The sequence below is a fragment of the Ensifer sp. NPDC090286 genome, assembly GCF_044769565.1.
Taxonomy (GTDB): domain Bacteria; phylum Pseudomonadota; class Alphaproteobacteria; order Rhizobiales; family Rhizobiaceae; genus Ensifer.
Genome location: NZ_JBIVYF010000001.1, coordinates 1,542,847 through 1,569,424 on the forward strand (window position 1 = coordinate 1,542,847; position 26,578 = coordinate 1,569,424).

The window sequence follows — 26,578 nt, forward strand, 5'->3', positions numbered from 1 at the left end:
ACCATGATCCTGAAAGACCGGGTCGCGATCGTGACCGGAGCGGGCTCCGGGATCGGTCAGGCGGGTGCCGCCATCATGGCGCGCGAAGGCGCCCATGTCGTCGTGGTCGACCGCAGCCTTTCGGCAGCAGCAACCGCCGTGGAAGACATCGCCGCGAAGGGCGGCAGCGCCGAGGCGCTGGCGATCGACGTGACGGATGACGCTGCCCTTTCCGACGGCATAGCCGATATCCTCTACCGCCATCGCCGCATCGACATCCTGCACAACCATGCAGGCGCGCAGGTCGCAGGCGATCTGGAGGAGGTCGAGGTCGCAGGCTTCGACCGCTCCTGGAACCTCAACGTGCGCGCGCATTTCATGGCGGCCCGCCTGGTCATGCCGTCGATGCGGGCTGCCGGCCGCGGTGTCATCCTCAACACGTCCTCTTCCTCGGGCGTGCTCTACGACCGCGAGATGATCGCCTATACGACCACCAAACACGCCGTCATCGCCATGACCAAGCAGATGGCCGGCGACTACGCCCGCCACGGCATCCGCGTCAACGCGCTCTGCCCCGGCTGGGTCGACACGCCCTTCAACGAACCTTTCATCGCGCAAATGGGCGGCCGCGGCGCGATCGAATCCTATATCCGCGAAAAGGTCCCGCTCGGCCGCTGGGCCAGCGTAGACGAGATCGCCGAGTCGATCCTCTTCCTCGTCTCCGACCGCTCCTCCTACATGACCGGCCAGATCCTGGTGGTCGATGGCGGCGAGACGGTGGTGTAGCGAGCCGTTAGGACGGAACAACACCCCGGCAGGCCCACGCAACCGCCGCAAAGGACCGCGGCCCATCCGGCTGGCCGGCTTCGTAGGCGGCGCGAATGGCCGCGTCGAGCTTCGCCCGCATCCCCGCATCCAGCGAGCCGACATACTTGCCGAGCGGCCCCTCGCCTGCGGCAATCGGCTCCCAGAAATCGGCGAAGGACTGATAGTCCATGCGGATCAGCAGCGAGGTCTGCCGGACGTCCGCGAGGCCATTCGAGACGAAGCTCTGCATCATCTCACCCGGCCGCATCATCGGCTGGAAACAATAGCGACCGCGCACCTGCTCGGCATTGCCATCGAGCATGGCCGCCACATCGAGCACCATGCGCATGCCCGGCATGCCGCCGAAATGATCCCAGACAGCGGCCGCAACGACGCCGCCCGGCCGCGTGACCCGGCGCATTTCGGCAATAGCCTTGCCGGCTTCCGGCACGAAGTGCAGCACCAGCAGCGCCAGCGCCCGGTCGAAGGACGCATCGGAGAAGGGCAACGCGCAGGCATCGGCCTGCTGGACTTTGATCCGCGGATCGGAATTCGCTATGATCGTCGCCTCGACGAAGACGGGCGAGAAGTCAATCGCAACGATGTCGCTGACATCGGCCGCACGCGGCAGCGCAAATGTCAGACTTCCCGTGCCGCAACCGACGTCCAGCACCCGCTCGCCGTCGGCAACACCCGCAAAATCGATGAACAGCGGCGCAAGCTGCCGGCTCCATCGCCCCATCAGCTGCTCGTAACCGGCAGCACTCTGCACATTGAAGCTCGATGTCATGATCGCCTCCGGGCAGTGAGACCTGCATTGTAACGTGCCGCAGGGGCGACACCAAGACACCGGGTCACCGCTCGAGCACCGTCAGCATCAACGGTGCGAGCAACGGTCGTCCGGTCGCCTGCACGAGCGGGCGTGATTTCGAGAATGGCCAAAGCTGCAAGGAAGTCAGGAAGATTGAGGCGTCGGAAGCGGGTTGCCCGGGATCTGTCGCAACAATTCCGCCAATCGTTGTTGCCAATGCGGATTGCGCTGTCTCAGCGGCCCTAAAGCATCGCCTGACGCGTTCTCCATTTCGCTCATCAACGCGCGCGATGATCGAGCTTCTGCAAGACGCCCGGCAGCCACATAACAGCAGGCCAGCGTTTCCTGGACCGGTCGCCAGGACGGGCGCACCTTTTGGGCCTTCACGGCGGCAGCGAGCGCACTCGATCCGTCGCCGGCAAACAGGTGGGCGAGCGCCAGAAAATTCAGCCAGACGAAGTTCTGCGGGTCGTTGGCGTTCAACATGAGACCGTGTTCCAGCGGCGCTATGGCACCGGACGCGTTTCCCCTGAACAGCTCCGCCATTCCGCGGACAAGGTGGCCAAGGGCGAAACTCGGGCTGATCTCGATCGCCCTTTCGGCGGCAAGAATCGCCTGCTCGGGCGCATTCGCATAGGCGCTGCAGATCGCGAGCGCATAGTGTGTGTACGGGTTCTTTTCGTCGAGCCGAACGGCCGCCAAGGCGGCGTCCAAACCCTCCCGGATGTCATCGGAAGGATGCTCGCTCCATCCGTAGGCGACGATGCCGGCGCTTACGCGGCCAAGCCAGAGATGCGCTTCGGCAAGCTCGGGATCAAGCCGACAGGCCTCCCTGAACAGCTCTCGCGCCATCAGATGGGTCTGCTGGCCAACGTGGTGAAAGTACCAGGTCCCCTGCCGCACGATCTCCCACGCCGTCAAATTTCCCGTGTGCCGCGACGCCGCGGGGAGTGACGCCGTCTTCAGCAGTTCCGGTTCTATTGCGCCTGCAACTCTCTCTGCGATGGCGTCTTGAACTGCGAATGCCTCTTCCATTTCCAGGTCATACCGTTCGGCCCAGACCTGGCTGGCGCAGCTGGTTTCGACCAGTTGCGTGGAGACCCGAAGACGGCCACCGGAGCGGCGCACGCTTCCTTCGAGCACGTAATCGACGCCAAGGTCTCGGCCCACCTGCTTGGCACTCACCGACCTGTGCTTGTAGACGAAACTTGAATTGCGCCCGATGACCCGAAACCACCGAAATCGCGTGAGCGCTGTGATCACGTCTTCGGTGATTCCATCGACCAGATAGGACTGTTGCTTGTCGCTGCTCAGATTTGCAAACGGCAGGATCGCGATCGATGGTCTGCCCGGGTTCGCGGGCGACCCTGGCAACGCCGGCGGCGCATCAAGGGCAGCATGCAGGCAATTGACCCGGCCGGCAAAACGATACCCCGCACGCGGCACGGTGGCGATCCATTCGCTGCCCTCCGGTTGAGAGCCTAGAAATTTCCGCAAGGCAGCGATCTGAACCGAGAGATTGCTTTCCTCGACGACGGCCGTGGGCCAGGCTGCCTCCATCAGCGCAGACTTGCTCACGACCTGCATCGGCGCTCGCACCAGCGCGTGCAGAAGCAGCAAGCCCTTATGGCCAATGGCGACCCGCCGCCCATCACACGTCAGTGCGCCGCGCTGCATGTCGAGCATGAATGTCCCGAACGCGAACAGTCGCGGCTCGACGCTATCGGCCACGACTTCTTCGGAAGAATTCGGAACTTTTCGCCCTTCCATTCAGGACTCCAGCCGGTCTTCTTGCGATCCTTTTGCGCAGGTCACCAGACTACCACAGAGGAGGCCGAAACATGACGATTTCAGAAGAACGAACCGACGCGCGACCAGGCTTCTCGGGAGCCAAGGCCCTCATATCCAAAGGAGACGCCGGTTACCGCGCCGAACAGGGGTCCGATTACCTGCCCGGCGTCAGTGCGGAGTCCGTTGGCTCCACCACGCTGTGGCTCGGTATCGCGACGATCCCGCCTGGAAAGCGCACCAAGGCGCATGTGCACGAGCGCCACGAGACGGCCTTCTACATGTTGAGCGGCGAAGAGCTTGAACTGTGGAGTGGCGATGAACTCCAGCACCGGGATGTGATGCACCCGGGAGATTATCTCTACATCCCCGCCAACGTGTTGCACGTGGCCGTTAATCGGGGAGGTCAACCAGCCGTCTTTGTCGGGGCGCGCAACGAGCCCACCGCGCAGGAAAGCCTTGTTCTCTATCCTGAAATGGATTCCCGCGTGCCATGACAGGTGTGAGGCTGCTTACGGCAAAGCCGCAGCTTCTCACACCTTCACATGCCCTATGCCCTTGGCGGCGATCTCCTCGAAGCTCTCGTCATAGCCGGCATCCGCATAGCGGATGACGCCGAGGGACGTGTCGTTGGTGAGCGCATAGTCGAGCCGCTCGTCGGCCTCAACGGTACCATCGGCGACGACCGTCACGCCGCAGCTGGTCATGTAGCCGGCATAGCCGCCGCCGCCGGAATGCACGACGACGAGATCGGCCATGGACGAGCAGAGCAGCATGGCGTCGAGCAGCGGCCAGTCGGCGATCGCGTCCGATCCGTCCTTCATCCGCTCGGTCATGATGTTGGGATGCGCCATGGCGCCGGCATCGAGATGGTCGCGGGAAAACGCGATCGGGCCTTTCAGTTCGCCGGATGCCACCAGTTCGTTGACGCGCCGCGCCAGTTCCGTGCGCTCGCCATGCCCCAGCCAGGCGATGCGGGCCGGCAGGCCCTCAAACGGGATATGCTGGCGCGCAAGCCGGATCCAGTTGGTGACGATGCGGTTGTGCGGGAACATGTCGAGCAGCAGGTCGTCGATCCGGGCAATGTCGCCCTCCTCGCCGGAAAGCGCCATCCAGCGGAACGGACCGATGGCGCGGGCAAAGAGCGGGCGCAGATAGGCTTCGGTGAAGATCGGTATGTCGAAGGCATTGGCAACGCCGCCCTCGCGCGCCTGGGTGCGGATCAGGTTGCCGTTGTCGAAGACTTCCGCACCCTTCTTCAGGAAGTCGAGCATCGCCTTGACGTGCTCGACGATCGAGGCCCGGCTTGCCGCCATCAGCTGTCCCTGGCCGTCGTCGCGCAGCGATTTCACCTCGTCGAGGCTCATGCCTTTCGGCACGTAACCGTAGACAAGGTCGTGCGCCGAGGTCTGGTCGGTCACCACGTCCGGCACGATGCCGCGCCGGGCGATCTCCGGATAGATCTCCGCCGCGTTGCCGACGAGGCCGACGGAAAGCGCCCGCTTATCCTTGACCGCCGCGTCGATCATCGCGAGCGCCGTATCGAGATCGGGCGCGATCTCCTGCAGGTAGCCGATCTCCTGGCGCTTTCGCGCCCGATCGGCGTCGATATCGACGCAGAGGATCGCCGCTCCCGCCATGCGGCCGGCAAGCGGCTGCGCGCCGCCCATGCCCCCGAGGCCGGCGGTCAGCACGAAACGGCCGGAGAGATCACCGCCGAAGCGGCGTTCGGCAATGCGCATGAAGATCTCGTAGGTGCCCTGGATCACGCCCTGGCTGCCGATATATTGCCAGGCGCCGGCCGTCAGCCCGCCCCAGCAGATCAGCCCTTTTCGCTGCAGATCATAGAACACCTCGGCCTTCGCCCATTGGCCCACGATGTTGCAATTGGCCATAATGACGAGCGGCGCCTTGGCATGGGTCTTCAACAGGCCGACGGGCTTGCCCGACTGGATGATGAGCGTCTGGCCCTCGTCCATTTCGGTGAGCGCCTTGACGATGGCGCGGTGCGCCGGCCAGTTCCGCGCCGCCTTGCCGAGAGCCGCGTAAACGACGAGATTGTCCGGGTCCTCGCCGACCGAAAGGACGTTTTCCAAGAGCCGCAGCAACGCTTCCTGCCGCCAGCCCTTGGCGCGCAGCTCCGGGCCGCCGGGAATGGGAAAACCAGGATGACGGGGATTGGCCTTGGGCATCGTCTCATTCCTTGTTGTTGTCTCGGCGGGGCAGACCCCAACTTCACTTCGGCGGCAACGTCTCGACAAAGGTTATCGCCCCATCGAGCAGCCGCTTTCGCAGGGCATCGTCGCCATAGGCGTCCGCCCCGGCACGCACCCAGCCATGCATCGCCCGCCCGTTCATCACCATCAGCTCGATATCAGGCAGAGCGAGCGCCCAGCCGTCATTGCCCTTGCCGAGCCGGACGAGCAGCGAACCCTCGCGCGCACCGAGCAGCAGGTTGCCGTGAAGCAGATAGGCCCAGCCACCGAACATCGCCTTTTCCGAGAGCCCGGCGCGGTCGCCGAGCTCTTCACGGATCAACTCTTCCAGTCCGGCATCGCGCGCCATGACGTCGCCCCTCAGTTGCCTGCAAGCGCGTAGCGGGCAAGTTCGATGCCCATCGCCTTTTCGACCGAGGGATAGACCGTCGGGTCGAGCACGCTGGAGGACAGCGGGATTACCGTCTTCGGCACATGCAGCACAAAGATCTTCATGCCCACTTGCAGCTGGCCGACGCTCAAGGGCTCGCCCTCCGGTGACAGCGTGGTGATGACGTCGGGGAAGGTCGCAAGTCGTGTGCCTTCCGCAGAGTCAACCGCCATATATTCGTTCATCACGTGGAGGACCGTAGAGTCAGCGCCCTTCCCGAGCGTTACCGTGCCGATGTCAAAAGCTTCCTTGGTGTAGACGACCGATTTGTCGTTGATCGTGCCTTCGGCCAGGATCGCTCCATTGGTGGCCTTGACGATTGCATCGATGATGGCGCTGCCGCCCTTGGCTTCGGCAGCGATAATCGCCTCCCCGAGCGCCAGCGCCAGCGAGATGCCGCCGAGCGCCGCATTGGCTTTGACGTAAGATGCCCTGACCGGATTGCGGCAGGAGGCGATGAAGCCACCGGACATGTCGGAAGCGGTCCGCAGGATCGGCGAGACCTTGGCGGTGGCGCCGCGCACCACCAGTTCGATATAGCGGTTCTCTTCGCGGTTGCCGCCGACCGCCGTCTGGATCATCGGCTCGGGCGAACCGGCAAGGCCGATCGAGCCCATGTCGCCGGTCGGGTGCGCGCGAATATCGCCGACCGCGTCGACCACCTTGGTGCCGAGGATCGCCGAGGGCAGCCAGCCGTTGAGCGTCGAGGACTTGCCGTTCTGGCCAATGATCAGGCCTGAAAGCTTTTCGCCGAGCGCCTCCTGCAACAGCTGCACCGCCTTGACGTAATCGACCCCGCGCATCTCCCACGGCGTGGTCGAGGCCGGCGCGCCGATCGCGGCTGCCGTCGCCACCCAGTCCTGCGCGTCGAGTTCGTCGATCGAGACGAGTTCGGGCTTGCCGATCGAAACCGCGGCATAGCCGAGCATGCGCCCGTGGTCGGCCCAGCCGCCACCACCCGCCGCATAGACGGAACCGCCCTTGACCGCCGCCTCGACGTCCTTTTCCTTCAGTATCCGGCCCATCTCACACCTTCTCCTGCAATTTCTTGTCGAGCCTCTTCACCGCATCGAAGAGAACGGCGGCGCCAAGCGCGATATCGTCGTTTTCGGCCCACTCCTCCGGCGCATGCGAACGTCCGCCGAGGCAGGGAATGAAGATCATCGCCGAGCGGGTGATGCGCCCCATCCAGGCGGTGTCGTGACCGGCGCCGGAGGCCATGCGTCGACGCTTGGCGCCGATCGCATCGCAGCTTTCTTCCAGCGTCGAAAGCAGCAGCGGATCGCCCGGCGTCGGGTGGTTGTCGGAGATCACATTGGCGGGCGGGATGGTCACGCCCGATGCCTCGGCGACACCCTGGCAGAGGGAGCCGAGCGTTGCCAGGAACCGTTCCATCTGCGGCCGCAGCTCGGCACGCGCATCGATCAGCAGCCGGACGCGAGACGGCACCACATTGGCTGCGTTCGGTTCAATCGAGAATTCACCGACCGTCGCGGTGAAATGCCCGTCGCCATGAGAAAATTCCGTCGCCAGCCGCTCGATCTCCAGCACCAGATGCGAGGCGGCGACCAGCGCATCGCGCCGATGCCCCATCGGCGTCGTGCCGGCGTGATCCGCCTGCCCTTCTACGATAATCTCGATGCGGGTGATGCCCGAGATGGCGGTAACGACCCCGACATCGAGCCGGCCAGTCTCCAGCACCGGCCCCTGCTCGATGTGCAGTTCGAGGAAAGCCTTGATGTCGGAGCGCTTTGAACCCGCGAGCCGCGACGGATCACCGCCCACTTCGACGATACCCTGCCTGAGGCTCAGATCCCCTTGCGTGCGGCTGAGCCAGCCATCCGGGAGCACGCCCGCCATGCCGCGACTGCCGACGCAGGAGACGCCGAAGATCGACACTTCCTCCGCCAGGAAATCGACGATCTCCAGGTCGTGGTCGAGCTCGATGCCGTTGTCGGCAAGCGCGCGCGCGACTTCGAGCGCCGCCGCCACGCCGGCAATGCCGTCGAAGCGGCCACCATCGGGCACCGTGTCCGAGTGCGAGCCGAGCAGGATGGTGCCGAGCGCCGACTTTTTCCCCTTGCGCCGGCCGATCAGGTTGCCGGCAGCGTCGATCCGGGTTTCAAGCCCGGCGGCGCGAAAGCGCCGGTCGAGAAAGGCGCGGCCTTCGAGAAACAGCGGCGTGAAGGCGCGGCGCGTATAGGGCCGGTCCGGTTCGGTTATCCCGGCGAGACCGTTGACGATCCCGGCGATGCGGCTTGCATTGACGGGCAGATTGGCTGGAACTTTGTGGGCGGTCTTGCTCATTTCGCCTCCTGAAGCGCCAGGGTTGGAAGCGGCCGGACAAACTGTCCCGCACCGGGCTCGGCCAATACCTGGCGACCATCGAAGGCAAGCTTGCCGCGCAGATAGGTGGCAGAGACACGCCAGGGCAGCCGGATGCCGTTATAGGGCGACCAGCCGACAACGTTGTGACCGCTTGCCGCCGCATCATAGACATAGGGCTCCGGCGTCATGACGATGATGTCGGCATCCTTGCCCGCTTCGAGCGCGCCTTTCTGGTGGTCAAGGCGGAAATGCCGGGCCGGGTTCAGCGTCATCAGCTCCGCCGCCCGCGTCAGCGGGATGCCGCGTTCCAGCGCGCCCTTGACGAAGAGCGGCACCATGACCTCGAGCCCCGGCACGCCGGACGCATTGGCCAGCATCTCCGGATTGGTCTTGCGGTCCTCCGACCAGCTGACATGGTCGGTCGAGACCATCGTTACCGTGCCGTCGGCCACATGCCGCCAGAGCTTTTCCACCTCGGCGCGCGGCCGGATCGGCGGGTTGATCTTCGCCTTGCCGCCGAGACGGCGAACGTCGTTCTCCTCGTCGAGCGTGAGATAGTGAATGCAGCACTCGATCGTCGCCCTGTAGCCCTGGGCGCGGTAGGCGGCAGCGATCTCGTAGCCGCGGCCGAGCGAGCAGTGCACCACATGCGCCGGGCAGCCGGTGGCCACCCCCGTCTCGTAGATCTGGTTGGTGGCGAGTAGCTCCGTCAGCGGCGGGCGCGACAGGCCATGGGCGCGATAGTCGGTGATGCCGGCTGCCTTGACCTTGTCGATCGCCGCACGCACCGCCTCGTCGTCCTCGTTGTGCACGCCGGCAGCAAGCCCCGTCGGCGAGATCGCACGGAAGCAGTCTTCGAGCAGCGCTGCCGGAATGCGCGGGAAGCGTTTGGGATCGGTCCCGAAGGTCGAGAACTTGAAGGCGGCAACTCCGCCCTCCACCATTTCGAGAATGCGCGCTGGTCCCTCCTCCGGATCGACCGTGCCATAGAGCGCGAAATCGACACGCGCCTGCGGTCCCGCATGGTCGATCTTGCGCCGCAGCGCGTCGGCCGAGCAGACGAGATTGCCTTCGTCATAAGGCATGTCGACAATAGTGGTGACGCCACCGGCGGCTGCCGAGCGGGTCGACCAGATGAAATCTTCCTGGTTCTTCTGCGACAGCGAATGCACCTGCGCATCGACAGCGCCCGGCAGGATCAGCGCGTTGCCGAGATCGTGCCGCTCGCGCGCCGCCGGTGCCGCCCCCTGCCCGACATGCACCACCTTGCCGTCGCGAACCGCCACATGGCCGCCCTCGACGATCGTTTCGGGGAGAACAACGGTGCCTTTCAGAACGAGATCGAAATCGGACATGCTGCTCTCCCAATCGGATTATTTGTCGAGCGCGAAGAAGTCGTCGAACTCCGGCATCGGCGCGGAGGCGACGAAGGAGCGCAGGAGATCGTGGCAGGTGAAGGCAGCCTGCAGCGCCTCGATCTCCTTCGAGAGCGGCCGGTCCTTCAGATAGATCGCGCTGACGGAGCGGGTCTGGTCGTAGGCGCGCTTGACGATCCCCTGCGGCTGGTCGCCGACGAGGTCGATTGCCTGCGCCGAGAGCATCGCCTCGATCGCCGCCAACTGACGAAGATCGCGCACCTGCGTTTCCATGCGCTCGACGATTAGCGGCAGGAATGTCGCCTCCTCCTCGAGCCCGCCCGCCACGACGATCGACTGCGCCGACAGCGGCACGGCGAGCGACTGCACGCGCATGTAGAGTTCGACCGCAAGCTTCATCAGCGGCCCGAGCCCGGTCGCGACCTCGCCCGGCGCCACCAGATTGACCGAGAGATTGCGGCGGCCGCCATTCGCAAGAAGGATGCAGCGGTTCAAGACGTTGCGCGCCGCATGCGAAAAGGCGATCTGCGCCGCCTCGATATAAAGCGTCGTCGTCAGCGGCAGCGAGGCGCCGGAGGAATGCACCTGCCCGCCGATGACAACAGGGTTGTCGTCGGAGAGATAGGTCTGCTCCACCAACCGGCCGGCCGCAACCAGCAGCGTATCGACCACCGCGCCGAACACCTGGGCGGTCATGCGCAGGCTCAAGGGATCGTGGATCGCCGTCGGCACCGGCCAGTCGGAGATGCCGGACTGGCCATAGAGCCATGAGCCGACCACCGCCTCGCCGCGGGTCGAGAGTGTTGCCGCCACCCGCCAGGGATCGGCAGACGCCCCGAGCGCTTGCGACGACATGACCCCGGTGACGAGCAGCACGCGGATGGCCGAGGCCGCTTCGCGCAGCACATTGGCGGCAGCCGAAAAGGCGATGGCGTTGACGCTGAGCGCCGCCAGCGCGTCGCGCGGCTGCATCACGAAGGGCTCCAGGCTGGCTTCGGCAAGCGCCGTCTCGGCCGAGACGAGACGCCCCTGATAATAGGCCTCGCCGACGCCCGTCAGCACCGAGGCGATCTGGCCCATCAGGCCGATATCGGCGCAGCCCATCGATCCGTGGCGGCGCACCGCCGGAATGATATCGTGTTCGCTGAGGGCCAGAAACGCCCGGATCAGGTCCGGGCTGCAGCCGGTGTGGCCTCGCATCGCGGTGTTGACGCGGATGGCGATCGCCATGCGCACGATCGCCGGCGCAAAGAACTCGCCGGTACCGAAGTGATGCGCGCGCACCAGCGAATTGTTGAACTCGGCAAGATCGTCGGCCGTCCAGAGCCGATCCTTCATCGAGCCGACGCCGGTGTTGGAGCCGTAGACCGGCAGTCCCATCGCGATGCGGTCGGCGATCACCTTGTGGGCGGCCGCCACCCGCTCCATGCCGCCGCCATCCGCCACCAGCCGCACCCGCCCCGCCCCGATATCCTCGAGCGTCGCGAAATCCAGCGGTTTTCCGCAGAGAACGATGGTCTTGACCTGGTGCAGCATGCCGATACGGATCCTCCCGCGCATGGCCGCCTATGCTTTCGATGGGGTGCGCGGATGCTCTGGTGTCTCGCAACCGACGCTCGAAAATGCCGGTTCGCAGGATGCATGCTATGCGCTTATCGCACGTCCATGCTATATCCCAAATCTGGAACGGGTGATGCCGAATTCAGAACAGCCGTTCGGCGTTCGTGGTTTCCGGGGATTTGGCTATGGATCTGGCGACGATCGTGCTGGTCGATGCGGTGCTGCGCGAAGGGGGCATTCGCCGCGCAGCCACGCTTGCAGGTCGCGCACCATCGAGCGTCAGCGCCGCTGTCAAACGCTTCGAACAGGCGGTCTCGATGCCGCTCTTCCGGCGCGAGGAAACAACGCTGGTCCTGACGCTGGAGGCGCGCAGCCGCGCGGACGATGTCAGGCAGGCGACCACAGGTATTGCCGGCATCCTGGCGCTCGCCGGCAAGGCGGCAACCGACCCCGTGCCGCCGATCGGGCTCGTCGCGCTCGACCGCTTCGTTCGGGTCGCCCGATCCGGCAGCATCCGTGCCACGGCAAAGGCGCTTGGCCTCGGCCAGCCGCAGCTGACGCGACAGATGGCGGACCTCGAACGCCATCTCGGCATCCGGCTGTTCGAGCGCTCCCATGGCGGCATCCTTTCGACCGCGACCGCCGAGAGGATCATCCCGCTCGTCGAAGCCCTGCTCGATATCTGGGCGCGGCTGACCCATGCCTCCGCCGATCGTTTCCGCCGCGATGTCGCCACCTGGCGGCTCGGCGCCGTCATGCCGCTTGGTCCGGAAAGCGAGATCGCCCGCATGCTGGCCGCACTGACGGCGAACTGGCACCGCGCCCGCCCGCGTCAGCCGCTGTTCATTTCCAGCACCACGGCCGACGAACTGCTTGCCGGTCTACGCAGCCGCCGCTTCGATGCCGCCCTGCTCGATGTCGCCGAAATCCCCGCCGACTGCGACGGCCGGCTGGTGTCGCAAACGCCGCTGGTTCTCGCCGGCCCAGCCTCCGCGCTTTCGGACCTGGGCGGCAACCTGCCACGGTTGCTCGCCGCCTGCCCGATCGCGGTGCCGAGCGTCAGGAGCGGCCTTCGCCGCGAGGCCGCCCGTTTCCTCGACGACACGCTCGATGAAGCCGAGCGGCGGCGCATCACCCTCGTCGAAGTCGATTCCATCCCCGTGATCATTAACCTCGTTCGCCAGCACGGCTATCTCTCGGTGCTGCCGCAATCCTCGCTCGCCCGCGTGCATCGTCCGCCGGCCATGATCCGGCTCGGCCCGGCCTATCGGCAGTCGCTCACCCTCGTCTGGCCACGCGGCGCGTTTGCCGCCGAGATCGGCGAGCTGATGATTTCGATGATGAAGACGACCGCGGCGGCGTGATCGTTTGCAACGTTGCGCGACGCCAAGGACATTGCATTCGGCCCGCCCTCATTCCTGTGCTTGTCACAGGAATCCAGTCGATGCGCGTCGGCGCATCGGATAGACTCTTCAGCCCAAGGACTTGGGCTCGCTGGATTCCTGTGACGAGCACAGGAATGAGGGAGAAAAAGCCGTCGTGAACTCAGGCGGGCTCCGTACATGGCGCACCAGCTCGCAACCTTTCCGTCACGCACCGCACCGGATTCAATTCCTGATCATCGGCCACCAACCACTTGAAACGACTCCGGAAATCCCCGCTTCATTCAACACATGAAGGGCGCCGTTCATCCCTTCAGCTTCAGCCGCCTGCGGGTTTCGCTCGGGCTTTCGCGGTAGTGCGCCCGGTAACTGCGCGAGAAGGACGATGACGAGTTGAAGCCGGAGATCGCGGCGATGTCGGCAAATTCCATCCGCGTCTCGATCACCTTGCGGCGCGCCGCGTTAAGACGGAGTGCCAGATAATGTTCGTGCGGCGCCACCCCCATCGTGTCGCGAAAGAGATCCTGCAGGTGCCGGGTGCTGACGCCGATGCGGCGGGCGAGCCTTGCGAGCGTCAGCGGCGCCTCCACCGTTTCCTCCATCAGCTTCACGGCAGCGCCGACGCGCGGATCGAGAATGCGCATGTTGCCGATCGTCGGCATCTGCAGAAGGTCGCCGCGGGTGCGCTCCTGCTCGTAGATGAAAAGGCGGGAGACTTCGAGCGCCAGCGAGTAGCCGTGCGCCCGGCGGATCAGTTCCAACATCAGATCAAGCGTCGGCAGCGAGCCGCCGGTCGTGATGCGCTTGCCGTCGATGACGAAGCGCTCGCGCACCATAATCACCTGCGGGTAAGCGGCGGTGAAATCCTCGAAATCCTCCCAGTGGGTGGTTGCCTTGAAATTGTCGAGCAGGCTGGTCTCGGCAAGCAGCCAGGAGCCTGACTCGATGCCGGCCATCATCTCGCGGTGCCTTGCCGTCTGCGAGAGCAGCATCTTCAATTGCGAGGTGGCGCTGCGCTCCCAGTTGTAGCTCGAGAGGATGAAAAGCGGCGACGTTTCGCGCTGCGGCCGGAAAGCCCCGGAAACCGGAATGGGAATGCCGCTCTTCGTTTCGATCGGCGCCCCATCGGGGCTGTAGATCGTCCAATCGTAGAGCGGGCGGCCGGCAATGCGATTGGCCGCACGCATCGGCTCGATCACTGACGCAACGAGGATCAGATTGGTTTCCGGCAGTACCAGGATATCGACGTGCTGCACCTGCGAAACGTTCTGATCCATGGCCAAACTTCTCCGCCTCATCGCCGATAATGTATAGAATGAAGCCGATAATGAAAAGCAACGCGGTCCTTCTTGGCTCGTAATGGGGCCAATAAAAGGGAGACAGCAATGCCGCTCAGCATGAACCGCGAGGTATTCATCACCTGTGCCGTCACCGGCTCGGGAGACACCGTTTCAAAGTCCAGCCACGTGCCGATCACGCCGAAACAGATCGCCGAAGCGGCGGTCGAAGCGGCCAAGGCCGGCGCTGCCGTGATCCACTGCCACGTTCGCGATCCGGAGACCGGCGCACCGTCGCGCAGGCTCGATCTCTACCGGGAAGTGACCGACCGCATCCGCTCCGCCGATATCGATATCGTCCTGAACCTGACGGCCGGCATGGGCGGCGATCTCGTATTCGGTAATGTCGAGAAGCCCCTCCCCGTCAACGAGACCGGCACCGACATGGCCGGCGCCACCGAGCGTGTCGCCCATGTGGCCGAATGTCTGCCGGAGATCTGCACGCTCGACTGCGGCACCATGAACTTCTCGCTCGGCGACTACGTCATGACCAACACGCCGTCGATGCTGCGCGAAATGGCCCGCCAGATGACGGCACTCGGCGTGCGCCCGGAGATCGAGGCCTTCGATACCGGCCATCTCTGGTTTGCCAAGCAGCTCGTCGAGGAAGGCCTGATCGAGGATCCGGTGCTGATCCAGCTCTGCATGGGTATTCCGTGGGGTGCCCCTGACGACCTCAACACCTTCATGGCGATGGTCAACAACGTGCCCGCCAACTGGACCTTCTCGGCCTTCTCCATCGGCCGCAATGCGCTTGCCTATCCGGCAGCGGCGATCCTTGCCGGCGGCAATGTCCGCGTCGGCCTCGAGGACAACCTCTATATCGGCAAGGGCCAGCTCGCGACCAACGGCCAGCTCGTCGAAAAGGCCGTCGGCGTCATCGAGGGCATGGGCGCCAAGATCATCGGACCGAAGGAGGTCCGCGAGAAACTGAAGCTGACGAAGCGCTGAGCCTACCTAGTGCCGGAGAGGGCCCCTCATCCGCCTGCCGGCACCTTCTCCCCGCATGACGGGGAGAAGGACGCAAGCCGAGGGCGCCCAGTCCCCTCTCCCCAGGGTGAGGGGCAAACCCTAGGTCAGAGGCAAGCATGTCGGCAGTCCGCAATTTTAGAAGTCGAGGTGAGGAATGACTGAAATCAAGAAAGCAGCCTGTGTCGGCGGTGGCGTCATCGGTGGCGCCTGGGTGGCGCGTTTTGCGCTTGCCGGCATCGACGTAAAAATTTTCGACCCGCATCCGGAGGCCGAGCGCATCATCGGCGAGGTCATGGCCAATGCCGAGCGCGCATACGCCATGCTGACCATGGCGCCGCTGCCGCCGAAGGGAAAACTCACCTTCTGCAAGAGCATCGAGGAAGCGGTCGAAGGCGCTGACTGGATTCAGGAAAGCGTGCCGGAACGGCTGGAGCTGAAGCGCGGCGTCATCACCAAGATCGATGCGGCCGCACGGCCCGATGCGCTGATCGGCTCGTCCACTTCGGGCCTGCTGCCGTCCGATCTCCAGGCCGAAATGCACCACCCGGAACGCATGTTCGTGGCGCATCCCTATAACCCGGTCTACCTCCTGCCGCTCGTCGAACTGGTCGGCGGCAAGAAGACGTCGAAAGCGACGATCGAGCGCGCCATGTCTGGCGTCGAGCAGATCGGCATGAAGGGCGTTGTCATCGCCAAGGAGATCGAGGCCTTCGTCGGCGACCGCCTGCTCGAGGCGCTCTGGCGCGAGGCGCTTTGGCTGATCCAGGACGACATCTGCGATACCGAAACGCTCGACAACGTCATGCGTTATTCCTTCGGCATGCGTTGGGCGCAGATGGGCCTGTTCGAGACCTATCGCATCGCCGGCGGCGAGGCCGGCATGCGTCACTTCCTCGCGCAGTTCGGCCCGTGCCTCAAATGGCCGTGGACGAAGTTCACCGATGTCGTCGATCTCGACGATGCGCTGGTCGAAAAGATCGGCGCCCAGTCGGACGCGCAGGCCGCCGGCCGCTCGATCCGCGAGCTCGAGCGCATCCGCGACGAAAACCTCGTCGGCATCATGCATGCGCTGAAATCTGGCAACGGCGGTGAAGGCTGGGGTGCAGGCAAACTGCTCGCCGACTTCGAAGCCAAGCTCTGGGCAAACGCGAAGAAGCCGGAAGCCGATCTCGGCGACGTCAAGCCGCTGCGCATCCTCGACACCAAGGTCAGTGCCGCCTGGGTCGACTACAACGGCCACATGACCGAGCACCGCTATCTGCAGGTCTTCGGCGACACCTCCGATGGCGTGCTGCGCCTGATCGGCGTCGATCTCGAATACGTGCGCGACGGCCACAGCTACTACACCGTCGAGACCCACATCCGGAACCTCGGCGAAGCCAAGCTCGGCGAGGCGCTCTATTCGACCTGCCAGATCCTGTCGTCCGACGAAAAGCGCCTGCATATCTTCTCGACGATCTACAATGCCGCGACCAACGAGGCCGTGGCCACCGCCGAACAGATGATGCTGCATGTCGACAGCAAGGCCGGCAAGGCGGTCGCGGCACCCGAGGCGGTGCTGAGCAAGCTGCGCGCGATTACCGAAGCCCATGCGCAGCTGCCGACGCCTGACGGTGCCGGACGCTTCGTCGGCCAGAAGCGCGCCTGACCGCAACAGCGGCAGGCCGGCAACGACAGGCAGCTTCGCCTTGTGGCGGAGCCGCAAACCGCAGCCGAAGGACGCTTGAGGAGGCGGCCATCGTTTGCGGCACCGACGTCAGCGGCGCGAAAACGAGGGGAACAACACAATGAATTTCGCACTGACCGAAGAACAGCAGATGATCGTCGATACGGTCAGGAGCTTCGTCGAAACCGAAATCTATCCGCATGAGGACGAGGTCGAGCGCACCGGCGTGGTGCCCCGCGAACTCGGCCAGGAGATCGCCCGCAAATGCAAGGAGATCGGCTTTTTCGGCTGTAACTTCCCAGAGGAAGTGGGCGGCGCCGGTCTCGACCACACGTCCTTCACACTGGTCGAGCGCGAGCTTGGCCGCGGCTCCATGGGCCTCACCGTCTTCTTCGGCCGCCCCTCGGGTATCCTGATGGCCTGCAACGCCGAGCAGCGTGAGAAGTACCTGCTGCCGGCGGTCAAGGGCGACAAGTTCGACGCACTCGCCATGACCGAGCCGGACGCCGGCTCCGACGTGCGTGGCATGAAGTGTTTCGCCCGAAAGGACGGCGACGACTGGATCGTCAACGGCACCAAGCACTTCATCAGCCATGCCGACATCGCCGATTTCGTCATCGTCTTCATCGCAACCGGCGAAGAGGACACGCCGCGCGGGCCGAAGAAGAAGATCACCTGTTTCCTCGTCGACCGCGGCACGCCGGGCTTCGAGATCCGCAAGGGCTACAACTCCGTTTCCCACCGCGGCTACAACAACTGCGTCCTCACCTTCGACGATTGCCGCCTGCCCTCCGCCCAGATCCTCGGCGAAGTGCACAAGGGTTTTGACGTCGCCAATGACTGGTTGTTCGCCACCCGCCTGACGGTGGCGGCGACCTCCGTCGGCCGCGCTCGCCGCGCCTTCGACTATGCGCTGAATTACGCCGCCGAGCGCAAGCAGTTCGGCAAGCCGATCGGCGCCAATCAGGGCGTCTCCTTCAAGCTCGCCGACATGATCACCGAGATCGACGCCGCCGACCTTTTGACGCTGTCGGCCGCCTGGCGGCTCGACAACGGCCTGCCGTCGAACCGCGAGATCGCATCCGCCAAGGTCTTTGCCACCGAAATGCTCGCCCGCGTCACCGACGAGGCGATCCAGATCTTTGGCGGCATGGGCCTGATGGACGACCTGCCGCTCGCCCGCTTCTGGCGCGACGCCCGCGTCGAGCGCATCTGGGACGGAACGTCCGAAATCCAGCGCCACATCATCAGCCGCGACCTCTTGCGGCCGCTGGGGGCGTAATGAGGATGTTTGACCAGGCTTCCTCTCCCTCCCTCATTCCTGTGCTTGTCACAGGAATCCAGCAGCGGCACGTCCGTACCGCGCACGGCCAAAGCAAACAACGCATGCGCTTCGAAGTGAAGAGAGCCCTTACCGGCTTGCCGACGCAAGCCGGCTGGATTCCTGTGACAAGCACAGGAATGAGGACGTTGGTGGCGAGCGCTCCGACAGCCATCGGCATGACGGAGTGCAAAGCGGCATGACCTCCACGCCCCGCTCCCTCGATCGCCTCATCCGTCCGCGCACCATCGCCGTCTTTGGCGGCAAGGAAGCGCGGCGCGTTATCGAACAATGCGACAAGATGGGTTTTACCGGAGAGATCTGGCCGGTGCACCCGCGCGAAACCGAAATCTTCGGCCGCAAGTGCTACCGCTCCGTCGCCGAACTTCCGGGCGCCCCGGACGCCTCCTTCGTCGGCGTCAACCGGCAGCTGACGATCGACATCATCCGCGATCTCGCGAGCCGCGGCGCGGGCGGCGCTGTCTGCTATGCCTCGGGCTTCCGAGAGGCGGCGAGCGAGCTTGACGACGGCAACGACATGCAGGAGGCGCTGGTGCAAGCGGCCGCCGACATGCCGATCGTCGGGCCCAATTGCTACGGCTTCATCAACATGCTCGATGGCGCCCTGCTCTGGCCGGACCAGCACGGCATGCAGCGCGTCGAAAAGGGCGTCGCGATCCTGACGCAGTCCTCCAACATCGCCTGCAACATCTCGATGCAGACGCGCGGCCTGCCGCTCGCCTACGTCATGACCGCCGGCAACCAGGCGCAAACGGGCTTGTCCGACATCGCCTGCGCCGTGCTCGAAGATCCGCGCGTCACCGCCGTCGGCCTGCACATCGAGGGCTTCGACAGTATGGCAGCGCTGGAGCGGCTGGCGACCCGGGCACGCGAACTCGGCAAGCCGGTGGTGACGCTGAAGGTCGGCAAGTCGGAGGCCGCGCAGCTGGCGACGGTGTCGCACACGGCGTCTCTTGCCGGTAACGACCGTGTCTCCTCTGCCCTGCTTGCTCGCCTCGGCATCGGCCGCGTCGACACGCTGCCCGCACTTCTGGAAACCCTGAAGCTGCTGCACGTGGCAGGCCCGCTCGACAGCCGCGACATCTCCTCGATGAGCTGCTCCGGCGGCGAGGCCTCGCTGATGGCGGATGCCGGCGAACGCTACCGAGTGAACTACCGCCCCTTGCGCGACGAGCAGAAGAAGCCGCTGAAGGACGCGCTCGGCGAGATGGTGACGATCGCCAACCCGCTCGACTACCACACCTTCGTTTGGGGCAACCGCGAGAAGCAGACGACCGCTTTCACCGGGATGATGAAGGGCGGCTATGCCATCAATCTGCTCGTGCTCGACTTCCCCCGTCTCGACCGCTGCGACCCGGCCGACTGGGAGACCACCTGCCATGCCGTGATCGACGCGGCGAGAGCCACCGGCGCTCGCGCCGGCATCGTCGCAAGCCTCGGCGAAAACATGCCGGAGGCAACCGCGCTCTTTCTGATGAAGGCCGGCATCGTGCCCTTCTTCGGCATCGAGGAGGCCTTGGCCGCGATCGAGACGGCAGCCGATATCGGCGCTGTCTGGGCAAAGCCCGCCCCGCCCCGTCTGCTCGACGGTATTGAAGCCGACGATGGTGAAGCCGTCACCCTCAGCGAACACGAGGCGAAGGTGGAGCTTGCCGCCGCAGGCCTCACCGTGCCGAAGGGCAAGACGGCGGCAACCGCCGAGGAGGCAGCAGCGGCTGCCGAAGCGCTCGGCTTCCCGGTCGTACTGAAGGGCCTCGGCGTCGCCCACAAGACCGAGGCGGGCGCAGTGAAACTCAACCTCACGAGCCGCGATGAGGTCCATGCGGCGGCCAAAACCATGGCCGGGGTCGCCTCCGGCTACCTCGTCGAAAAGATGGTGGGCAAGCCCGTCGCCGAACTCATCATCGGCGCCATGCGCGACCCCGTCGCCGGGCCGGTTCTGACCATCGGCGCCGGCGGCATCCTTGTGGAACTGCTCGACGATTCCGCCATCCTGACGCTGCCGACGACACCGGAAGCGATCAGCGCGGCGATCGGCGGGCTGAAGATCCGCAAGCTGCTCGACGGTTATCGCGGGGCGCCTGCCGCCGATTACGCCGCTTTGATCGAGGCTGTCGCGGCAGCGGCATCCTATGTCGTTGCAAACGCTTCGAAACTCGAAGAACTGGATATCAATCCTATGATGGTGTTGCCGAACGGTCAGGGTGCCGTTGCTGCCGACGCCCTGATCCGCCGGAGGAAATGACAGAGATGACCGGACCGATCCGCACACGCCGCGAAGGCGGCATTCTCGAAGTCACCATCGACCGGCCGAAGGCCAATGCCATCGACCTGGCGACCAGCCGGGTGATGGGCGAGATCTTCCGCGATTTCCGCGACGACGACACCTTGCGCGTCGCCATCATCACCGGCGCCGGCGAAAAATTCTTCTGTCCGGGATGGGACTTGAAGGCGGCCGCCGGCGGTGACGCCGTCGACGGCGACTATGGCGTCGGCGGGTTCGGCGGCATGCAGGAGCTGCGCGATCTCAACAAGCCGATCATCGCGGCGATCAACGGCATCTGCTGCGGCGGTGGGCTGGAAATCGCGCTTTCGACCGACCTGATCCTTGCCGCCGAACACGCGACTTTCGCGCTGCCCGAAATCCGCTCCGGCACCGTTGCCGACGCCGCCTCGATCAAACTGCCGAAGCGCATCCCCTATCACATCGCCATGGACATGCTGCTCACCGGCCGCTGGCTCGATGCAGTCGAGGCCAACCGCTGGGGTTTCGTCAACGAGATCCTGCCGGCGGGCAAGCTGATGGACCGCGCCTGGGAACTGGCGCGCCTGCTCGAAAGCGGCCCGCCGCTCGTTTATGCCGCGATCAAGGAAGTGGTGCGTGCCGCCGAGGGCGACACCTTCCAGGGGACGATGAACAAGATCACCAAGCGACAGTTCAAGACCGTCGATATTCTCTATTCGAGCGAAGATCAGCTGGAAGGCGTGCGCGCCTTCACCGAGAAGCGCGACCCCGTCTGGAAGGGTCGCTAGAGCATCCCGCTTTCGCGTGAAATCACCGAAAGCGCATCCCCGCCAAGCCTTGGCGGCGCAGGCAACCGAGCCGGGCGACCGGCACCAAGACGTGACGAGACGCGCGGGAAAAGCCGCGCGCCATCAAACACGCATCCATAAGCCAAGCTTATGGAAATAAATTGTAATTTAGGGCGTTACAAGAAGAGTTCCAGCGATTACGCTTATCGATCTGAACGAAGGACGCCCCCGGCTGGGGAAGGAGAAGACGACAGAAAGAGAAGAAAAAGCGGCCGTCAGGCCGATCCGAAGCCATCTGATACAATGGCTGTACGCAGCAATCTCTACCAACCACTACGAACGGCGAATGCCGACAACAGAAGGGAACAGGGGAATGAGCGATTACAAGGATTACCTCACACGCCAGGTCATGCTCGGCAAGATGAACCGCCGCGAGTTTTTGGGCCGCGCGGCCGCTGCCGGCATTCTCGCCTCGACCGCAGGCACGCTGTTTGCCACCAGCGCTCAGGCGCAGGAGCCGAAGCGCGGCGGCCACCTGAAGCTCGGTCTTGAAGGCGCTGCCGCCACCGACTCGAAGGACCCGGCCAAGGCGCTTTCGCAGTTCATGTTCGTCGTCGGCCGCAACTGGGGCGACATGCTGGTCGAAAGCCACCCGACGACGGGCGCGCCAGTGCCGGCCCTTGCCGAATCCTGGGAGCCGTCAGCCGACGCCTCGACCTGGACCTTCAATATCCGCAAGGGCGTGAAATTCCATGACGGCAAGGAACTGACGCTCGACGACGTTATCAAGACGCTGCAGCGCCACACCGACGAAAAATCAGAATCCGGCGCACTCGGCGTGATGAAGTCGATCAAGGAGATCAAGGCCGACGGCGACAAGCTGGTGCTCGTGCTGACCGAAGGCAATGCCGACCTGCCGCTGCTCCTTACCGACTATCACCTGATCATCCAGCCGGGCGGCGGCATCGACAAGCCGGACGCGATGATCGGCACCGGTCCCTTCAAGGTCACGAGCTTCGAAGCCGGCGTTCGCGCCACCTTCGAGAAGAACGCCGACGACTGGCGCACCGACCGCGGCTACGTGGACTCAGTCGAGCTGATCGCCATGAACGACGCGACTGCCCGTATCGCCGCCCTTTCGTCCGGCCAGGTGCACTACATCAACCGCGTCGATCCGAAGACGGTCAACCTTCTGAAGAAGGCGCCGACGGTCGAGATCCTGAACACCTCCGGCCGCGGCCACTACGTGTTCATCATGCATTGCAACACCGCCCCCTTCGACAACAACGACCTGCGCATGGCGCTGAAATATTCGATGGACCGCGAGACCATGGTCCAGCGCATCCTCGGCGGCTACGGCAAGGTCGGCAACGACTTCCCGATCAACGATACCTATGCCCTCTTCCCCGAAGGCATCGAGCAGCGCGCCTACGATCCGGACAAGGCGGCCTTCCACTACAAGAAATCCGGCCATAACGGTCCGGTGCTCCTGCGCACCTCCGACGTCGCCTTCCCGGGTGCAGTAGATGCGGCCGTGCTCTACCAGGAAAGCGCCAAGAAGGCGGGCATCGAGATCGAGGTCAAGCGCGAGCCGGGCGACGGCTACTGGACCAACGTCTGGAACGTGCAGCCCTTCTCCACCTCCTACTGGGGCGGCCGTCCGACCCAGGACCAGATGTATTCGACCGCTTACCTGTCGACCGCTGACTGGAACGACACCCGCTTCAAGCGCCCGGACTTCGACAAGATCCTGCTCGAGGCCCGTGCCGAACTCGACGAGGCCAAGCGCAAGGACATGTACCGCACCATGGCGATGATGGTGCGTGACGAAGGCGGCCTGATCCTGCCGATGTTCAACGACTTCGTGAACGCCTCCACCAAGCAGGTGAAGGGCTATGTGCACGATATCGGCAACGACATGTCGAACGGTTACGTCGCAACCCGGGTATGGCTGGACGCATGATGATGGAAAGCGGACCGCTCACTGGTCCGGTTTCGACGGATGGAACCGCGGGTGCAACACACCCGCGGTCTGCCGAACTTTCCGGAGTACCAGCAAAACCAATCCCTGCCGCCAATCCCTCGAATGGTGAAATCGGCGGCACCTTCTGGCGACGCTTCACCTTCCGCCGCCCGCTCGCGGCGTTGGTCCTGCAGCGCCTCGGCCTGAGCGTCGGGCTGCTCTTTGCCGTATCGCTGATGATCTTCGGCGGCATCGAGGCGCTTCCGGGCGACTTCGCCACCACCTATCTCGGCCAGTCGGCAACGCCGCAGGCGGTCGAAAACATCCGCAAGGATCTCGGCCTCGATCGCCCCTGGACCGAACGCTACGTCTCCTGGCTCGGCGGCGCCTTGCAGGGCGATTTCGGCACCTCCTGGGCGAGCAAGAACTCGGTCGGCGAACAGATTTCCAAGCGCCTCGGCAACTCGCTGTTCCTCGCCTTCTTCGCGGCCCTCGTTTCCGTGCCGCTCGCCGTCGGGCTCGGCATGCTGGCGGTACAGTTTCGAAACCGGCTGCCCGACAAGATCGTCAACGTCGTCTCGCTCGCGGCCATCTCCCTGCCCGAGTTCTTCGTCGGCTATCTGCTGATCATGTTCTTTGCCGTCAAATACGGCGTCGCGACCTTCCCTGCGACCGTCTATGACAGCATGAGCTTCACCGAGCGTCTCTCGGCGATCGCCCTTCCGGTCGCGACCCTCGTGCTGGTCGTACTTGCCCACATGATGCGTATGACCCGGGCGGCGATCCTCAACGTCATGTCGTCGGCCTATGTCGAGACGGCAGAGTTGAAGGGGCTCGGCATGTTCCGCATCATCGCGCGTCACGCCGCCCCCAACGCCGTGGCGCCGGTCATCAACGTCATTGCGCTCAACCTTGCCTATCTCGTTGTCGGCGTGGTCGTCGTCGAAGTGGTCTTCGTCTATCCCGGCATGGGCCAATACATGGTGGATGCGGTGACCGTGCGCGACATGCCGGTCGTTCAGGCCTGCGGCCTGATCTTTGCCGCCTTCTACATCTTCCTGAACATGGCGGCCGACATTCTCGCGATCATCGCCAACCCGAGACTGAGGCATCCGCGATGAACCTGAGATCCATCCCCTTCAGCGCCTGGATCGGCATCGCCGGCATCGCGATCGCGATCTTCTGCGCCCTCTTTGCGCCCGTCATCGCCCCCTTCGGCGAACGTGATGTTGTCGGCGACGTCTGGCTTCCGGCCGGCGGCGACTTCCTGCTCGGCACCGACAATCTCGGCCGCGACCTGCTCTCGCGTCTGATCTATGGCGCCCGCACCACCATCTTCGTGGCGCTGGCGGCAACCGTGCTCTCCTTCTCGCTGGGCATGCTGTTGAGCTTCACGGCCGCCGTCGTTGGCGGCTTCACCGACCAGCTCTTCTCCCGCTTCAACGACCTGATGATGGCGATCCCGACGCTGATCTTCGCCCTCGTCGTTCTCGCCGTGCTGCCGCAGCACCTGTGGATCCTGATCCTCGTGATGGCGGTGCTCGACAGTACCCGCGTCTTCCGCATCGGCCGCGCCGTCGCGCTCGACGTCGCGGTCATGGAGTTCGTCGAGGCGGCACGGCTGCGCGGCGAAGGTTCGCTCTGGATTATCTTCCGCGAGATCCTGCCGAACACGCTGTCGCCGCTGCTCGCCGAATTCGGCCTGCGCTTCGCCTTCTCGATCCTGTTTCTCTCCACCCTCTCCTTCCTCGGGCTCGGCATCCAGCCGCCGGCGGCCGACTGGGGCGGCATGGTCAAGGACAACAAGGACGGCATCATCTTCGGCATCTCGGCGGCGCTGATCCCGGGGGCAGCGATCGCCACGCTCGCGATCTGCGTCAACCTCGTGGTCGACTGGCTGATGAAGAGAACCTCCAGCCTCAAGGGAGGACGCGGCGATGCCTGAGATGCTTTCCGTCAAGAACCTCAAGATCGAAGCGACCAGCTATCCGCCAGGCGAACCGCCCAAGGTCGTCACCCTCGTCGAAGGCGTGTCTTTCACCGTGCAGAAGGGCAAGGTGCTTGGGCTCATCGGCGAATCCGGCGCCGGCAAGTCGACGATCGGGCTTTCGGCGCTTGCCTATGGCCGCGGTGGCGTGCGCATTACCGGCGGAGAAGTCCTGCTCGATGGCAAGGACATCCTGACGCTCGACAGACAAGGCATCCGCTCGATCCGCGGCGCCCGCGTCTGCTATGTCGCGCAGTCGGCGGCCGCCGCCTTCAACCCGGCCCACAGGTTGGGCGATCAGGTGATCGAGGCGTCGCTGCGCCACGGCATCATGAGCCGCGACGAGGCAAAGAAACGGGCGCTCTATCTCTTCCGGGTGCTCGGCCTGCCCAATCCGGAAACCTTCGGTGACCGCTACCCGCATCAGGTCTCCGGCGGGCAACTGCAGCGCGCCATGACCGCCATGGCGCTCTGCCCCAACCCGGAACTGATCGTCTTCGACGAGCCGACAACGGCGCTCGACGTGACGACCCAGATCGACGTGCTCGCCGCAATCAAGCACGCGATCGAGGAAACGCATACGGCAGCGCTCTATATCACCCACGATCTTGCGGTCGTTGCCCAGATCTCCGACGACATCATGGTGCTGCGCCACGGCAAGACGGTGGAATACGGCTCGACGAAACAGATCATCGAGGCTCCGCGGGAAGACTACACCCGGGCACTCGTCAGCGTCCGCCAGACGAAACGCGAGGAAGCTGCCGACCAGACCGGGACGCAGCTGAAGATCGAAAATATCAGTGCCGGCTATGCCAACGGCTTCAAGGTGCTGCACGATGTCTCGATGCATCTGCCGAAGGGCCAGACGCTGGCGATCGTCGGCGAAAGCGGTTCAGGCAAGTCGACGCTCGCCCGCGTCATCACCGGGCTCCTGCCGCCGACCGAGGGTCGCATCTCGTTCGAAGGCAAGGAGCTGCCGCGCGCCCTGAAGGGCCGTAGCAACGACGAGCTTCGCCGCATCCAGATGATCTACCAGATGGCCGATACGGCGATGAACCCGCGCCAGACGGTACGCGACATCGTCGGGCGTCCACTCTCCTTCTACTTCGGCCTGCACGGCCAGAAGAAGACCGAGCGGGTGAACGAGTTGCTCGACCAGATCGAGATGGGCAGCCGCTTCCTCGATCGTTACCCGGCCGAACTATCGGGCGGCCAGAAGCAGCGCGTGGCGATCGCCCGCGCTCTTGCCGCCAAGCCGGAGCTGATCCTCTGCGACGAGCCGACCTCCGCGCTTGATCCGCTGGTGGCTGAAGGCATCCTGAATCTGCTTTTGAAGCTTCAGGAGGAAACCGCTGTTTCCTATGTCTTTATCACCCACGACATCGCCATCGTGCGGGCGATCGCCGACAGCGTCGCGGTCATGCATCGCGGCCGCCTCGTGCGCTTCGGGCCGAAGTCGAAGGTGCTGTCGCCGCCCTTCGACGACTACACCGACCTCTTGTTGAAGTCGGTTCCGGAGATGGAGATCGGCTGGCTGGAGCGCGTCTTGAAGACGCGCCGCATGGAAAGCGCCGGCAACTGAAAAACGAAAAGGCGGCACA

At 64.5% G+C, this 26,578-nt stretch carries 21 protein-coding genes; 12 read left to right on the forward strand and 9 right to left on the reverse strand.

Annotated features, from left to right (window positions below):
• Nucleotides 1-3 precede the first annotated feature (3 nt).
• Nucleotides 4-765, forward strand: coding sequence for an SDR family NAD(P)-dependent oxidoreductase (locus tag ACIQUG_RS07690; RefSeq protein ID WP_402319270.1), 762 nt, complete (start codon nucleotides 4-6; stop codon nucleotides 763-765).
• 7 nt (nucleotides 766-772) lie between these two features.
• On the opposite strand, the gene ACIQUG_RS07695 is transcribed toward ACIQUG_RS07690, so the two are convergent.
• Both ACIQUG_RS07695 and ACIQUG_RS07700 read right to left on the reverse strand, forming a co-directional pair.
• Nucleotides 773-1,576, reverse strand: a complete 804-nt coding sequence (locus ACIQUG_RS07695; RefSeq protein WP_402319273.1) for a class I SAM-dependent methyltransferase — start codon at nucleotides 1,574-1,576, stop codon at nucleotides 773-775.
• A gap of 165 nt (nucleotides 1,577-1,741) precedes the next feature.
• Complete coding sequence (locus ACIQUG_RS07700; protein WP_402319276.1) at nucleotides 1,742-3,367, reverse strand: winged helix-turn-helix domain-containing tetratricopeptide repeat protein; 1,626 nt, start codon at nucleotides 3,365-3,367, stop codon at nucleotides 1,742-1,744.
• Between the two features lie 71 nt (nucleotides 3,368-3,438).
• Here ACIQUG_RS07700 and ACIQUG_RS07705 point away from each other — a divergent pair, with 71 nt between their 5' ends.
• On the forward strand, nucleotides 3,439-3,882 hold the full coding sequence (locus ACIQUG_RS07705) for a cupin domain-containing protein (RefSeq protein WP_402319279.1): 444 nt from the start codon (nucleotides 3,439-3,441) through the stop codon (nucleotides 3,880-3,882).
• A gap of 36 nt (nucleotides 3,883-3,918) precedes the next feature.
• On the opposite strand, the gene ACIQUG_RS07710 is transcribed toward ACIQUG_RS07705, so the two are convergent.
• From ACIQUG_RS07710 to ACIQUG_RS07735, 6 genes are read right to left on the reverse strand one after another with little or no spacing between them, the layout of a single operon-like run.
• Nucleotides 3,919-5,577: a urocanate hydratase gene (locus ACIQUG_RS07710; RefSeq protein ID WP_402319282.1), complete on the reverse strand. Its 1,659-nt coding sequence runs from the start codon at nucleotides 5,575-5,577 to the stop codon at nucleotides 3,919-3,921.
• Between the two features lie 43 nt (nucleotides 5,578-5,620).
• Complete coding sequence (locus ACIQUG_RS07715; protein ID WP_402319285.1) at nucleotides 5,621-5,950, reverse strand: TfoX/Sxy family protein; 330 nt, start codon at nucleotides 5,948-5,950, stop codon at nucleotides 5,621-5,623.
• Between the two features lie 11 nt (nucleotides 5,951-5,961).
• Nucleotides 5,962-7,056, reverse strand: a complete 1,095-nt coding sequence (locus ACIQUG_RS07720) for a DUF917 domain-containing protein (protein ID WP_402319288.1) — start codon at nucleotides 7,054-7,056, stop codon at nucleotides 5,962-5,964.
• 1 nt (nucleotide 7,057) lies between these two features.
• Nucleotides 7,058-8,338 (reverse strand): Zn-dependent hydrolase, encoded by a 1,281-nt coding sequence (locus ACIQUG_RS07725; RefSeq protein WP_402319290.1) that lies wholly within the window; start codon nucleotides 8,336-8,338, stop codon nucleotides 7,058-7,060.
• Nucleotides 8,335-9,714 (reverse strand): dihydroorotase family protein, encoded by a 1,380-nt coding sequence (locus tag ACIQUG_RS07730; protein ID WP_402319292.1) that lies wholly within the window; start codon nucleotides 9,712-9,714, stop codon nucleotides 8,335-8,337. Before ACIQUG_RS07730 ends, ACIQUG_RS07725 begins: the two co-directional genes overlap by 4 nt.
• A gap of 18 nt (nucleotides 9,715-9,732) precedes the next feature.
• Nucleotides 9,733-11,271: an aromatic amino acid lyase gene (locus ACIQUG_RS07735; protein WP_402320618.1), complete on the reverse strand. Its 1,539-nt coding sequence runs from the start codon at nucleotides 11,269-11,271 to the stop codon at nucleotides 9,733-9,735.
• Nucleotides 11,272-11,480: 209 nt separating this feature from the next.
• Here ACIQUG_RS07735 and ACIQUG_RS07740 point away from each other — a divergent pair, with 209 nt between their 5' ends.
• On the forward strand, nucleotides 11,481-12,659 hold the full coding sequence (locus ACIQUG_RS07740) for a LysR family transcriptional regulator (RefSeq protein ID WP_402319295.1): 1,179 nt from the start codon (nucleotides 11,481-11,483) through the stop codon (nucleotides 12,657-12,659).
• Between the two features lie 323 nt (nucleotides 12,660-12,982).
• On the opposite strand, the gene ACIQUG_RS07745 is transcribed toward ACIQUG_RS07740, so the two are convergent.
• Nucleotides 12,983-13,954 carry a GlxA family transcriptional regulator gene (locus ACIQUG_RS07745; RefSeq protein WP_402319298.1) on the reverse strand — a complete coding sequence of 324 codons (972 nt, stop codon included), beginning with the start codon at nucleotides 13,952-13,954 and terminating at the stop codon, nucleotides 12,983-12,985.
• A 108-nt stretch (nucleotides 13,955-14,062) separates the two neighbouring features.
• Here ACIQUG_RS07745 and ACIQUG_RS07750 point away from each other — a divergent pair, with 108 nt between their 5' ends.
• The 9 genes from ACIQUG_RS07750 (at nucleotide 14,063) to ACIQUG_RS07790 (ending at nucleotide 26,559) form a co-directional block, all read left to right on the forward strand.
• Nucleotides 14,063-14,965 carry a 3-keto-5-aminohexanoate cleavage protein gene (locus tag ACIQUG_RS07750; RefSeq protein WP_192446809.1) on the forward strand — a complete coding sequence of 301 codons (903 nt, stop codon included), beginning with the start codon at nucleotides 14,063-14,065 and terminating at the stop codon, nucleotides 14,963-14,965.
• Nucleotides 14,966-15,140: 175 nt separating this feature from the next.
• Nucleotides 15,141-16,634: a carnitine 3-dehydrogenase gene (locus ACIQUG_RS07755; protein ID WP_402319302.1), complete on the forward strand. Its 1,494-nt coding sequence runs from the start codon at nucleotides 15,141-15,143 to the stop codon at nucleotides 16,632-16,634.
• Nucleotides 16,635-16,773: 139 nt separating this feature from the next.
• Nucleotides 16,774-17,934 (forward strand): acyl-CoA dehydrogenase family protein, encoded by a 1,161-nt coding sequence (locus tag ACIQUG_RS07760; RefSeq protein WP_029742617.1) that lies wholly within the window; start codon nucleotides 16,774-16,776, stop codon nucleotides 17,932-17,934.
• 238 nt (nucleotides 17,935-18,172) lie between these two features.
• On the forward strand, nucleotides 18,173-20,239 hold the full coding sequence (locus ACIQUG_RS07765; protein WP_402319306.1) for an acetate--CoA ligase family protein: 2,067 nt from the start codon (nucleotides 18,173-18,175) through the stop codon (nucleotides 20,237-20,239).
• Nucleotides 20,240-20,244: 5 nt separating this feature from the next.
• The gene (locus tag ACIQUG_RS07770; protein ID WP_043624779.1) at nucleotides 20,245-21,027 is read left to right on the forward strand and encodes a carnitinyl-CoA dehydratase; all 783 of its coding nucleotides are present in this window, start codon (nucleotides 20,245-20,247) and stop codon (nucleotides 21,025-21,027) included.
• A 373-nt stretch (nucleotides 21,028-21,400) separates the two neighbouring features.
• The gene (locus ACIQUG_RS07775; protein WP_402319309.1) at nucleotides 21,401-22,990 is read left to right on the forward strand and encodes an ABC transporter substrate-binding protein; all 1,590 of its coding nucleotides are present in this window, start codon (nucleotides 21,401-21,403) and stop codon (nucleotides 22,988-22,990) included.
• Entirely contained in the window at nucleotides 22,975-24,111 is a 1,137-nt protein-coding gene (locus ACIQUG_RS07780) for an ABC transporter permease (protein WP_402319312.1), read from the forward strand. Before ACIQUG_RS07775 ends, ACIQUG_RS07780 begins: the two co-directional genes overlap by 16 nt.
• A complete protein-coding gene (locus ACIQUG_RS07785) occupies nucleotides 24,108-24,935 on the forward strand; it encodes an ABC transporter permease (protein ID WP_043624703.1) in 828 nt (275 codons plus the stop codon). The genes ACIQUG_RS07780 and ACIQUG_RS07785 overlap by 4 nt, the downstream gene beginning before the upstream one ends.
• The gene (locus ACIQUG_RS07790; protein ID WP_402319314.1) at nucleotides 24,928-26,559 is read left to right on the forward strand and encodes an ABC transporter ATP-binding protein; all 1,632 of its coding nucleotides are present in this window, start codon (nucleotides 24,928-24,930) and stop codon (nucleotides 26,557-26,559) included. Before ACIQUG_RS07785 ends, ACIQUG_RS07790 begins: the two co-directional genes overlap by 8 nt.
• The last annotated feature ends 19 nt before the right edge of the window (nucleotides 26,560-26,578 follow it).